Here is a 12,585-nt window from a genome sequence, read left to right on the forward strand (position 1 = left end):
AGACCCCGAGGTGTATGGAGATGGCTGAGCGCGATCAAGCACTGACAGAACCCACGGCAGTGTTCGCGGCGTTGGCGGAGATCCTCTACTCCGCCGCAGACAGCGCCGAGGTGTACTCCGCGATCTGTTCGGCGGCTGTCGAGTTGATTCCCGGTTGCGATCACGCAAGCCTGATGCTGCGACGGGGAAACACCAACGTCACGGTAGCGGCAAGCGACGAGATCGCCGAGTATGCAGACGATCTCGAACGTGCGACTGGCGAGGGGCCGTGCATCGACGCCCTCGACACGGAGGCGCCGCAGCTCGAGTCAGATCTTCGCACTCCGAATCAGTGGCCCGAGTTCGCTCGGAAAGTCGTGGCAGAGACACCCATTCGTGGCTCGATGGGGTTCCGACTGATGGTCGATCGTCAGAAGTTTGGTGCCCTCAACCTCTTCTCCGACACTCCGGGAGCATTCACGGAAACTGTTGCCGACCACGCGATCATGTTGGCATCGTTTGCATCCGTGGCCGTCACCGCGCTGAACCGAGGAGAGGATGCCGACTCGCTGCGGCGAGGTCTGGCGAGCAGTCGCGAAATCGGTCAGGCCGTCGGTCTGCTGATGGCATTGCATCGGGTGTCCGACGACGAGGCCTTCGACATTCTGGTGCGAACCTCGCAGAACATGAACGTCAAGATCGCCGAGTTGGCGCGCAAGGTCATCGTCCAGCATCGTTCGACTCTGGACTGAGCGCTTCGTTCGCCCCGGGCGAGCCGAGGAGTTGAGATCGCTTGAGATCCACCGTCTCTCGAAGTGCCGTCACCACCGCTGCGACTTCCGGTCGGCGCAAGGATTCAGAACGAGCCACCAACCAGTACGAAAGCCTGACTTCGATGTGAGCCGGCAGCACGCGAATCAGATCGTCGTGCTGCTCGGCCATGAAGCAGGGCAGCAGGCCGATGCCGGCACCCGCGCGCGTTGCCTCGATGTGGACGAACACGTTGGTGGACGTGACGGCCTCGCGCATGGAAACCGTGAGCTTGCGAGCCAGATCGAGTTCGTCGACCTGCAGCATCGAGTCGATGAAATACACGAGCGAGTGTTCGGCCAGCTCTTCGGCACTTTCGGGAACAGCATTCTGACGTAGATACTCTCGGGAGGCGTACAAACCCAGCGCGTAGTCGGCCAGATGGACGGCCTCGGCGCGGTGAACTTGAGGTTTGCCGACAACAACCTCGATGTCGAGCCCCGAGCGTATCTGCGACGCCTTTCTGGTCGCGACGACTATCTCCACGCTCACGCGAGGATGGCGTCTGCGAACCGCTGCGCCGGCGGGGGCCGCGATGTATGCGCTGAAGCCGTCGGTGGCCGAGACCCGCACGACGCCGTCGAGTTGCTGCTGACCGGTGGAGTCGAGTGCCAGTTCGTTCACCGCGGCCTCGATGCGCTCGGCCGCGCTGAGGGCTTGTCTGCCCAGGTCGGTCAACTCCCAGCCGCCGGACGAGCGGACCAGTACACGGCCGCCGAGGCTCTTCTCGAGCGAGGCGATGCGGCGCGAAATGGTGGTGTGGTTGAGGCCCAGGTCGTCGGCGGCGGTGTTGAAGCGGCCGGTGCGACCGACCGCGAGAAGCACCAGTAGGTCGTCCGGGCTCAGTCCGAGTGTCATATCTGCATTTTTGCACCTGTATGGTGCGAGATTTGTCATTGTCGTGCCAAGAATCTGCACCGATACTCATCGAGTCACAAAAAATGTGCGAGCGGTCACATTCGTGATCGTGAAGAGCAGGCGAATCGCGAACTGAAGACGAGGGAGTCCACGATGAGCGTCGACAACATGCCGAAACCCGAGAGCCAAGCCCCACCATCGGGGCTGAAGAAGGTGGTCGGCGCCTCGATGGCGGGCACCGTGGTCGAGTGGTACGAGTTCTTTCTGTACGGCACGGCGGCCACGCTGGTCTTCAGCAAAGTCTTCTTTCCTGGCGGCGGCAACGAGCTGGATGCGATCATCGCGGCTTTCATCACCTACGCCGTCGGATTCGCCGCCCGGCCACTCGGCGGAATCGTCTTCGGATATTTCGGAGACAAGTTCGGCCGGAAGCAGTTGTTGCAGTTCAGTTTGCTGCTGGTCGGTGCCGCGACCTTCCTGATGGGCTGCCTACCGACCTACGGTCAGATCGGCTACTGGGCGCCGGCACTGCTGGTCACGCTGCGCTTCATCCAAGGATTTGCTGTCGGCGGCGAATGGGGTGGGGCGGTACTCCTTGTCGCCGAGCACAGCCCGAATCGATCTCGCGGGTTCTGGTCGTCCTGGCCTCAGGCCGGCGTGCCGATGGGCAACCTGGTGGCCACTGTCGTGCTGTTGATCCTGACGTCGACGCTCTCGGACGAATCCTTCATGAGTTGGGGCTGGCGCGTTGCCTTCTGGCTCTCCGCGGTGATCGTTCTGGTCGGGTACTACGTTCGGGCCAAGGTCACCGACGCTCCCATTTTCATTGCGGCGCAGAAGGAAGCAGAACTGGTCAAGGCAACCTCGTACAGCGTTTTCGAGGTGGTCAAGCGTTACCCGCGCGGAGTGTTGACCGCGATGGGCCTGCGTTTCGCCGAAAACGTCATGTACTACCTCGTGGTGACCTTCTCGATCACCTACCTCAAGGTCGTCGTTCATGCGGACACGGCGCACATCCTCTGGTGGATGCTGATGGCACATGCCGTGCACTTCGCAGTGATTCCGTTGGTGGGCAAACTGTCCGACACGATCGGTCGACGCCCGGTGTACATGATCGGCGCCGTCACCGCCGGAACATGGGGATTCTTCGCCTTTCCGATGATGAACAGCGGGCACAATGCAGTCATCTTGTCGGCAATCATCATCGGGCTTGTGTTCCACGCGTTCATGTACGCCGGCCAACCCGCGATCATGGCCGAGATGTTCCCGACCCGGATGCGCTATTCCGGTGTCTCCCTGGGATATCAGGTCACGTCGATCGTGGCAGGTTCACTGGCTCCGATCATCGCGACCGGACTGCTGAGCGAGTTCGACTCCTCGGTCCCCATCGCGATCTATCTCCTGCTGGCATCCCTGGTCACTATCGTCGCAGTCGTTTTCGCGCGGGAGACCAAGGGAATCTCGCTCGAGTCCGTCGATGCTGCCGACGCACGAGTGCTCGCCGACGAGCGGGCCGGTGTTTCCGCATGATGCTCTCCGGCAAAACGGCACTGGTCACCGGTGGTGCCAGCGGTATCGGCGAGGCGTGTGCTCGACTCCTTGCCGCCCGCGGCGCCCACGTCACCGTCGCTGATCTCGACGACGTCGCCGCGAAGGCGCTGGCCGACGAGATCGACGGCACTGCGTGGGCCGTCGATCTCCTCGACACCGACCAACTCGTGGATCTGGCACTCGAGACGGACATACTTGTCAACAACGCCGGCATTCAACGGGTCAGTCCCATCGAGGATTTCGACGTCGAGGACTTCCGGAAGATTCAACGCCTCATGGTCGAAGCGCCGTTCCTCCTGGTCAGAGCGGCCCTGCCGTACATGTACCGCAAAGGATTCGGGCGCATCGTCAACATTTCCTCGGTCCACGGGCTCCGCGCTTCGGCATTCAAGAGTGCGTACGTCACGGCAAAGCACGGACTCGAAGGCCTGTCGAAAGTTGTTGCGCTCGAGGGTGCCCCACACGGTGTCACCAGTAACTGTGTCAATCCGGGCTACGTCCTGACACCACTCGTGCGATCCCAGATCTCCGACCAGGCAAAGGTTCACGGAATCAGTGAATCCGAGGTTGTCGAGAAGGTGATGCTCACCGAGAGCGCGATCAAACGGATGGTCGAGCCCGCGGAAGTGGCATCGCTGGTGGGGTGGCTGGCATCGACCGAGGCGTCGATGGTGACGGGGGCTTCGTACACCATCGACGGCGGGTGGAGCGCCAGCTAGATCACTGGGGCTGCTGTGTTGTTCAAGCTGCCGGGTTCAGGCTTCGGGAATCTCGATTCCGAACCTCTCGCGGGTGATGACCTCGGGTTCGGGACCGCCGCGAACTCCGGTGTCGAGTGCGTCGATTGCGGAGAGTTCTTCGGCGGTGAGTTCGAAGTCGAACACGTCGAAGTTCTCCGCGATCCGCGAGGGAGTCACCGACTTGGGGATCACCTGGCGGCCCTGCTGGAGGTGCCAGCGCAGCATCACCTGTGCAGGCGACTTGCCGTGAGCGGTCGCGATGGCGCCGATGGTGGCGTCCTCGAGGGTCGAGCCGTGGGAGCCGTCGCGGTAGAACGTGATTCCGCCGATCGGTGACCATGCCTGAGACAGAATCCCGTGATCGGCGTCGGCCTCGAGCAAAGTCGACTGCCTGAAGTACGGATGAACCTCGATCTGGTTGACCGCCGGCACCACGGACGTTGCGTCCAGGAGTCGGGTGAGGTGATCCGGCATGAAGTTACTGACTCCGATGGCGCGGACCTTGCCGTCGTCCAGAAGCGTTTCCAACGCCCTGTACGCGTCGATCGTGCGCTCGAACTCGCTCGGCAACGCCTGGTGGAGGATCAGGAGGTCGAGTTGTTCGACACCGAGTTTGCCTGCGCTCTTGTCGAAGGCATGCAGAGTCTCGTCGTATCCGTAGTCGGTGATCCAGACCTTCGACTCGACGAAGATGTCCGCGCGATCGAGTCCGGATCGCCGGATCGCCTCACCGACGCCCTTCTCGTTGCCGTAGGCCGCGGCAGTGTCGATATGGCGATAACCCGTCGATAGCGCGGACTCGACGGCGGCGAGTGTTTCGTCCGGCGGCGTCTGGTACACGCCGAAGCCAAGCGCGGGGATGTCGACGCCGTTGTTCAGTTTCAGACTCGGGATGCTCATGTCGTCCACGGTAGCGGCGGCCGGGGGTTCGGCGGGAGTGACTGCTCAGCCGGGTAACGGCAGTACCCCTTCAGGCCTGGGGATTCGCGATCGGGGGACTCGTCAATGAGTGAGCACTATCTTCAACCCGACTATGAGGGTGGCGACGGCAGCGAGGCCGAAGGCTGCCAGATGTGTGTTCGTACTGACTTTCTCGCCGTGCAGTCGGCTGATCACGTAACTGGTGGAACCGATCCGCAGGATCAAGACGATTTCCGCGATCAACTGCGCCGTCCGTGGCTCCAGGAAGTTGAACCACGCCGTCGCGAGAATGACGACAGGAACAACCGCAGAGGTGAGGATCGGGACGGAATCGCGAAGCGAGTCGATTCTCTCCGCGGTCGTCAGTCGGCGATCGTTGCGAATGCTCTCGCCGACTCCCTCAGCAAATGTGTGGGCGATGTATGTCGACAATGCCGTGCCGACCACAATCGCGGCGCCGAGCGATTCCTGAGATTTCGTCACCGGTATGAGTGCGGCGAGGACAAGAATGTTGCCGTAGATGTACGCGGTGGTCCTCGCCGCCACACGTTCTTGTCCCAGCGGCGCACCGTGAGACGTGATCGGACGGTTCAGCAGGGTTCGCAGGTCCCACTCCATGTTCAGAGCATGGCAGATCAGACCCTGGGGCTGTAGTGCATCGGGTTATCTCGCTGCTCGAGCGGGGGCAGGTTGCGCGCCGGTGTGTGGACCAGTGGTGCATCGGCGGGGATTCGGCCGTCAGCTCGATCCCATCCCGCGCGAGCACGTGGCTGATACCGGTATCGCCACGGCACCAGACGGAAGACGGCGTTGACGGTGCGGCCGACAGCGTTGTGAATTTTCTGATCGCGACTGGTCCACGAGTAGCCGAGTAGGTCTCGAACCGGTTGGTCGTACATTCCGACCGTCAGCCACACGAATCCGCGGGCGAGGGGGATTCGGGCGAGCCGCCACAACGGATCGGGTAGCCACGTCATGTACGGGGGCTTGCCGAGTCCCGACAGGTCGAGGACGTCGCGGGTCGCCTTGTTGTCTTCGAGTACGTTGCGGCACATGTGGTCCCAGTACTCCTGAAATGCTTCCCAGGTCTCGGGAACAGGGCGCATGCTCATCCCGTACAGGCGGTACCACTGAATGTGCTCGGTGAAGAGCTGACGTTTCTGGGCCTCGGTCAAGCCACCGGAGAAGTTCTCGGCAGTGACGATGGTGCCCATGAAGAACGTTGCGTGCGCCCAGTAGAAAGTGTCGGGATCAAGTGCGTGATACCGACGCCCCAACTTGTCGACGCCCTTGATTCGTGTGTGATAGCCGCGGACTTCTTCGGCTGTCTGCTGCGCGCGATCGCCGTCGAAGACCACGCCTGCAATGGGATACAGCGAGCGGTACAGCCGTTCCCACCGCTCGTCGAAGAATTGCGAATGCTCCTCGACTCCGGCGCCGAGGCCGGGGTGCATGTTCTGCATCGAACCGGCCCAGACGCCTTGCAGCATCCCGCGCCAGTCGCCGAAATACTTCCACGTCAGGGAATCCGGACCGAGGGGAACCGGGGTGCTGCTGTCGTCAAGTTGACTACGCATGTTGTCAGATTAGGATCGACAACAGCGGTAGTCAAGGATCGAATGCCGGGTGCATTGAAGATCAAGTGTCGGCGAAGTGGGGAAGTTGTGAGCATCGAAGAACGCAGGGCCACTCGAAAGGCGACGTTGTTCGACGTCGGAGTGACACTGCTCGGTGCGGTCGACGGTCCGGCCGTCAACGTGCGTGCGGTCTGCAAGGCTGCCGGTCTGACCGAGCGGTACTTCTACGAAAGCTTCACCGATCGCGATCAGTACGTTGTCGCGGTCCACACGTTTGTCGCCGAGCGCGCGCAGTCGGCGCTTGCGTCGGCAGTGGAGTCGGAGACGACATCCGAGGCCGTCGCCACCGCTGCGGTCGACGCTTTCGTCAAGCTCATGGTCGACGATCCGGCGATGGGGAGAGTGCTCCTGATCGCCCCGCTGTCGGAACCCGTCCTGAGCGGCCGCGGTATCGAATCGATGCCGGCGTTCGTCGACCTGGTGTACGACCAGTTGTCCGAGATCGCTGATCCCGTGGACAAGCAACTGGTGGCAGTCGGACTGGTCGGGGCGTTGTTCACACTGTTCATCGGTTATCTGGACGGCACGATCGTCGTGGACCGTGATCGATTTGTCCGCCACTGCGTCAGGCTGCTGATCAACGCTAACCAGGCGTGAAGGGCTGGCAGGCCGGGCAGAAGAAGATATTTCGCTCGGTGAGCTGATCCGGTCCGAGGGTGTCTTCTCTGATGCGAGTTCCGCAACGGCGGCATGGTTTTCCGCGTCTGCCGTACACCCATGTCTGCCTACCGGGGCGGGTGTCGCCGGTGGTGACCCGGATGCGACGTGACTTGTTGACGTTGATGGTGCGAAAAGACAGATCCACTATCGCGTCGAGATTCCCCGCGAGATGTGTCGGCGTTTTCGGGTGAATACCTCGTAGGAAGCAGATCTCGTTTCGGTACACGTTGCCCAGTCCGGCCATCACCCGCTGATCCAGGAGCGCGATTCCGATCGGTACGGAGTCGGCGGCCCGTAGATTTCGGGCGGCCACGGAACTGTCCCAATCGGTCCCGAGCAGATCCGGTCCGAGATGTCCGACGGCCTCCTGTTCCTGCCCGAGTTCGAGGATCTCGGTGATTCCCAGTGAAAAGCCAACTGCTACAGAGTCTTCGGTGGCCAAGATGATGCGCGCTTGATGGGCGGGTCGGCGCCAGCGCTCGCCGGGGCGATAAATCTGCCACTGACCTTCCATCTTCAGATGCGTGTGAATGGACGCTTCGCCCACTCGGATCAGGAGATGTTTTCCGCGGCTGGCGACGGAATCCACGCGGTGGCCCGAGAGATCAACCGTGGCGTAACGAGGAACGCGGACGTCGCAGGTGGTGAGTACCTTCTCGGCCAGGGCAGCGCGCAGTTCATTGGCGGCCCGCCACACGGTATCGCCCTCAGGCATGGTCGCCGCACCCACACTTCAGGATCTCAACTTCCACGATCTCAATCATCATGACCCCAATCCTCATGACCGCAACCGGAATCCGCGAGGGGTGGCCGCGAAGCCGGCTTCGACCAGGACCGGAGCAAAATCGTTGCCGTGGATGGTCTCTCCGTCGACCTTCTCCACTACCAACTTGTCGATGGCGCGAGAAGTCACCTTCTGAGCAAGTGACAGTGCTGCCAGGCGCAACGTTCCGCCGTCGTCGGTGAATGTCAGGATCGTGCGACCGCCGCGCTCGACGAACAGAACCAACTCACCCTCCACCAGAACTACCAGTGCGCCGGCTTTTCGTCCGGGTCGGTGTCCTGGTGACTCTTCGCCCCCCGACGCCGGCCACGGCAGCGCCGCGCCGTACGGGTTTGCCGGGTCGCACGCCGCGAGAGTGACTGCAGCCGAGGAGGTGTGGCGCCCCTCGATGGAATCACCGAACGTCCGCAAGCGGTCCACCACGGGAGGCGTGGAGAATTGAGCGCCGCCCAGGGTGTCCACGAAGTATCCGCGTCGAGCGCGCCCGTTGTCCTCGAACGTGCTCAGTACCTTGTAGATCAACGCGAAACCGCCCGGCACGTTCTCGCTCATCACCGAACCGCGGGTGACGACGCCGTATCGTTCGAGCAGCAGATCAGCCGTGGCGTGCGCCCGGATAGTGGGGTCAGGTTCGATACCTGGCAGCTGGAACCACCGACCGGAGGCAGTTGCCGGTCCCGTGCGCGCGGGCGTGGAAGCGCGGGCCATTCCGCGGTACGGACGGGCCCGCGGAACACGGCGAGGCGATCGGTGACTGGTTGTTGTTCTGGTGGTGTCGGAGAGAAGTGCGCGCAGCGGTGCAACGGTGTCGTTACCGATGTGTCCGAGCCACACCAACTCCCACAGTGCCGTCGTCACCGCACTGTCGACCGTGTCCGCAGCCGACTCCGTAGTTCGCAACGCGTCGACCAACTGGCGGAAGAAGTAGGCACCGCCGCCGGACAGCAGGTCGAGGATGCGCTTCTGCAATTCCGAGACGTCGGTGTCGGCGGGCGAATTGAGCGTGATCGGTGCCAGGTCGGCGGGGTGCAGCACTACCCACCCGTCCTTGCCCGAGATAGCTCCCGATCCGGACCACAGGACTTCACCCGTCGACGTGAGTTCGTCCAACATCGCGGGAGAGTAGTCGGCAACTCGGCTCGGCAGGATCAACGATTCGAGAGCGGACGCCGGAATCGGGACGCCGGCAAGTTGATCGACCACCGTTGCAACACCGTCGATTCCTCGCAGCGTGCCGCCCACGTGCTGCCAACTGGGAAGGAATCGCCCGAGGGTCGCGGTGCTGACCGGCTCGACCTCCTGCCGTGCCGCGGCGAGCGAGCGACGCCGCAAGCGACGCAGGACCTCGGCGTCGCACCATTCGCTTCCGGTTGCAGACGGGCGGAATTCACCTTCCTGGACCCGCTTTTCGAGCGCGAGCCGACCGAGAACGTCACGCGCGACTGATACTCCGAGACCGAAGCGTGCAGCCGCGTCGGCGAGAGTGAAGGGACCGTGGGTGCGGGCGTACCGGCTCAGGAGGTCGTCGAGTGGTTGATCGACCGGCTCGATGAACGCGGCCGGAACGCCGATGGGTAGGGGAACGCCGAGTCCATCGCGAAGCCGCGCTGCATCTTCGACGACGGTCCACCAGCTCTCGCCCGCATACGAGACGTGGAGGGCGCGTTTGTCCGTAACCAACTTCTCGAGCCATGAGACCGGGTCCTCGAGACAGCGTTCGGTGACTTCTTCGGTGGTCAGCGGGCCGAGCATGCGGAGGAGGTCGGCAACACCCTCGAGGTCTTTGGCCTTTCGGTCAGGGACGAGCCGTTGCAGTTCACGTTCGGCCTGCTCGATCACTCCGGCGTCGAGGAGCTCGCGCAGTTCGACGCGGCCGAGGAGTTCGGCCAACAGCGTGGAGTCCAAGGACAAAGCGGCGGCGCGTCGCTCGGCGAGGGGGCTGTCGCCCTCGTACATGAACGCACCCACGTAGTTGAACAGGAGCGCACTGGCGAACGGAGACGGAGAGGCCGTCTCCACCTCGACGATTCGAATCTGCCTTTTCTCGATCTTGCCGAACAATTCCTTCAGTGCAGGCAGGTCGTAAACGTCCTGCAAGCACTCGCGTACGGTCTCGAGCAGGATCGGGAAGGTCGGGAACTTGCGGGCGACGTCCAGCAGTTGCGCCGACCGCTGACGCTGCTGCCACAGTGGTGCACGTTTTCCGGGATTGCGGCGGGGGAGAAGCAGTGCGCGGGCGGCACATTCGCGGAATCGGGAAGCGAAGAGCGCGGAGCCGCCCACCTCTTGGGTGACCAGATCTTCGATGTCCTCGACGTCGAAGGTGAACAGTTCGGCGCCGGGAGGTTCGTTCTCGGTGTCGGGGAGACGGATGATGATGCCGTCGTCGGAGGCCGTCGGACTGGAATCGACGCCGTATCGTTCCTGCAGGCGCGCCCCGATGGCGAGGGCCCACGGTGCGTGAACCCGTTGGCCGTACGGGGAATGCAGCACCAGACGCCAGTCACCGAGTTCGTCGCGGAAGCGTTCGACCACCAGGGTTCGATCTGACGGCACCTGCCCGGTGGCATTCTTCTGCTCACCGACGAGTTGGATCAGATTGGTTGTGGCGTTGTGATCGAGCCCGCCCACGCGACAACGCTCGACGACGTCGGCTTCGTTACCCAGCGCGGTCTCTCGAACGAATTGTCCCAACGCCTGTCCGAGTTCGGCGGGGCGACCGAGTCCGTCGCCGTGCCAGAAGGGCAAACGACCCGGCATGCCGTAGGCGGGGCTGACCAGAACCCGATCGAAGGTGATCTCCTCGATCCGCCAACTGGTGGCGCCGAGCGCAAAGACGTCGCCGACCCGGGATTCGTAGACCATTTCCTCGTCGAGTTCGCCGACGCGGGACGCTTTCTCGCCAACCATGTAGACGGTGAAGAGGCCGCGGTCGGGGATTGCGCCGCCGGAAGTGACGGCCAAACGCTGCGAACCCGGGCGGCCCGTGAGCGTGTTGGACTCACGATCCCAGACAAGGCGAGGACGTAATTCGGCGAACTCGTCCGAGGGGTACCGCCCCGCCAGCAAGTCCAGAGTCGATTCGTACGCCGAACGGGGAAGCGTTGCAAAGGAACCGCTTCGGCGCACCGTCTCGAACCAGTCGTCGACGTCGATCGGTTCGAGAGCGGTGGCCGCAACAGTTTGCTGAGCGAGGATGTCGAGGGGATTGGCCGGAACGGCCATCGCTTCGATCTTGCCTTCGACCATGCGCTCGACGGTCACCGCGCAATGAATCAGGTCGGTGCGATGCTTGGGGAAGACGACGCCTCGCGATATCTCGCCGACCTGGTGGCCGGCGCGACCGACACGTTGCAGGCCGCTGGCAACAGAAGGCGGTGCCTCCACCTGGATGACCAAGTCGACGGCGCCCATGTCGATTCCGAGTTCGAGGCTGCTGGTGGCGACGACGCATCGCAATCGACCCGATTTGAGGTCGTCTTCGATGAGGGCTCGCTGGTCTTTGCTGACCGATCCGTGGTGGGCGCGAGCAAGGAGGGGTTCGGCGCCGTAGTTGACCTCGGTGGGAGCCCCGATCTGCGCGGGCGGGCGAGATGTTTTCTCGACGGCCAGACCGATGCGTTCTGCATGAATCTCGTTGAGCCTGGCTGTCAATCGTTCGGCGAGGCGGCGAGAGTTGGCGAACACGATGGACGATCGGTGGTCGAGAACGAGGTCGACGATCTGTTCCTCGACGTGGGGCCAGATCGAACCGGCTTGCGGGGTGGGAGATTCGGAACCGTCGTCCGGCGTCGCGATCCCCAGTTCGGTCATGTCCTCGACGGGAACACGGACCGTGAGGTCGAAGGTCTTGGCGGCAGGCGGTGCCACGATCCGGATGGGTGCCGAACCGGCGAGGAACCGCCCGATCTCCTCGTGCGGACGGACAGTGGCCGACAATCCGATGCGTTGCGCCGGACGCTCGAGCAAGCCGTCCAGGCGTTCCAGTGAGAGCGCGAGGTGAGAGCCGCGCTTGGTGCCCGCCACCGCGTGAACCTCGTCGACGATCACGGTGTCGACACCGACCAGTGTTTCCCGGGCAGCGGAGGTGAGCATCAGGAACAACGACTCAGGCGTGGTGATCAGGATGTCCGGGGGTCGTTTGATCAACGAGCGCCGATCGGCCTGGGACGTATCACCGGAACGGACACCGACGGTGATCTCGGGCGGAGTGAGGCCTAGACGCTTCGCCGTCTGCGTGATGCCGACCAGCGGCGCGCGAAGGTTCCGCTCGACGTCCACACCCAGCGCTTTGAGCGGCGAAATGTAGAGGACTTTGGTGGCGCGTTCGCCTTCGTCCTTGGCGGCGAGTTGATCGAGCGCCCACAGGAACGCCGACAATGTCTTGCCGGAGCCGGTGGGCGCGACGACAAGTGTGTGAGAGCCACTCGCGATGGATTCCCAGGCGCCGAGCTGCGCAGCAGTCGGAGCGCTGAAAGCGCCGCCGAACCACTCGCGTGTGGCGGGCGAGAACCTACCGAGGACGTTGGTCACGACCACCATATTGCCCCTTCCCACCGACAGCGTGTTCGTGCCTGCAGCCGAAGCGCAGAGCATACTATTTGCCCTGTTATAGCGATTCTCTTGTTATCGAGAAGGCGAGTGC

Annotated in this window: 10 protein-coding genes; 4 read left to right on the forward strand and 6 right to left on the reverse strand. The window is 63.0% G+C overall.

Features of this window, described 5'->3' with window-relative positions:
- Positions 1–14 precede the first annotated feature (14 nt).
- Complete coding sequence (locus EHW12_RS10340; protein ID WP_030535052.1) at positions 15–731, forward strand: GAF and ANTAR domain-containing protein; 717 nt, start codon at positions 15–17, stop codon at positions 729–731.
- Here EHW12_RS10340 and EHW12_RS10345 read toward each other — a convergent pair.
- Positions 700–1,647, reverse strand: a complete 948-nt coding sequence (locus EHW12_RS10345; protein ID WP_058226453.1) for a LysR family transcriptional regulator — start codon at positions 1,645–1,647, stop codon at positions 700–702. The two genes, EHW12_RS10340 and EHW12_RS10345, sit on opposite strands and share 32 nt — an antisense overlap.
- 153 nt (positions 1,648–1,800) lie before the next feature.
- Here EHW12_RS10345 and EHW12_RS10350 point away from each other — a divergent pair, with 153 nt between their 5' ends.
- Positions 1,801–3,177: an MFS transporter gene (locus EHW12_RS10350; protein WP_125050570.1), complete on the forward strand. Its 1,377-nt coding sequence runs from the start codon at positions 1,801–1,803 to the stop codon at positions 3,175–3,177.
- Positions 3,174–3,917 (forward strand): 3-hydroxybutyrate dehydrogenase, encoded by a 744-nt coding sequence (locus tag EHW12_RS10355; protein WP_125050572.1) that lies wholly within the window; start codon positions 3,174–3,176, stop codon positions 3,915–3,917. Before EHW12_RS10350 ends, EHW12_RS10355 begins: the two co-directional genes overlap by 4 nt.
- A gap of 36 nt (positions 3,918–3,953) precedes the next feature.
- Here EHW12_RS10355 and EHW12_RS10360 read toward each other — a convergent pair whose 3' ends face one another.
- The 3 genes from EHW12_RS10360 to EHW12_RS10370 form a co-directional block, all read right to left on the reverse strand.
- Entirely contained in the window at positions 3,954–4,838 is an 885-nt protein-coding gene (locus EHW12_RS10360; RefSeq protein ID WP_083057844.1) for an aldo/keto reductase, read from the reverse strand.
- 102 nt (positions 4,839–4,940) lie between these two features.
- Entirely contained in the window at positions 4,941–5,477 is a 537-nt protein-coding gene (locus tag EHW12_RS10365; RefSeq protein WP_003940745.1) for a hypothetical protein, read from the reverse strand.
- A gap of 17 nt (positions 5,478–5,494) precedes the next feature.
- The gene (locus EHW12_RS10370; protein WP_042449607.1) at positions 5,495–6,436 is read right to left on the reverse strand and encodes an oxygenase MpaB family protein; all 942 of its coding nucleotides are present in this window, start codon (positions 6,434–6,436) and stop codon (positions 5,495–5,497) included.
- Between the two features lie 87 nt (positions 6,437–6,523).
- On the opposite strand from EHW12_RS10370, the gene EHW12_RS10375 reads away from it, so the two are divergent.
- On the forward strand, positions 6,524–7,093 hold the full coding sequence (locus EHW12_RS10375; protein WP_007727263.1) for a TetR/AcrR family transcriptional regulator: 570 nt from the start codon (positions 6,524–6,526) through the stop codon (positions 7,091–7,093).
- On the opposite strand, the gene EHW12_RS10380 is transcribed toward EHW12_RS10375, so the two are convergent.
- Entirely contained in the window at positions 7,080–7,871 is a 792-nt protein-coding gene (locus EHW12_RS10380; RefSeq protein ID WP_030535047.1) for a DNA-formamidopyrimidine glycosylase family protein, read from the reverse strand. The genes EHW12_RS10375 and EHW12_RS10380 overlap by 14 nt on opposite strands.
- A 63-nt stretch (positions 7,872–7,934) precedes the next feature.
- A complete protein-coding gene (locus EHW12_RS10385; RefSeq protein WP_125050574.1) occupies positions 7,935–12,482 on the reverse strand; it encodes an ATP-dependent helicase in 4,548 nt (1,515 codons plus the stop codon).
- Positions 12,483–12,585: the final 103 nt, after the last annotated feature.

The organism is Rhodococcus sp. NJ-530 (genome assembly GCF_003860625.1).
GTDB lineage: Bacteria > Actinomycetota > Actinomycetes > Mycobacteriales > Mycobacteriaceae > Rhodococcus_F > Rhodococcus_F qingshengii.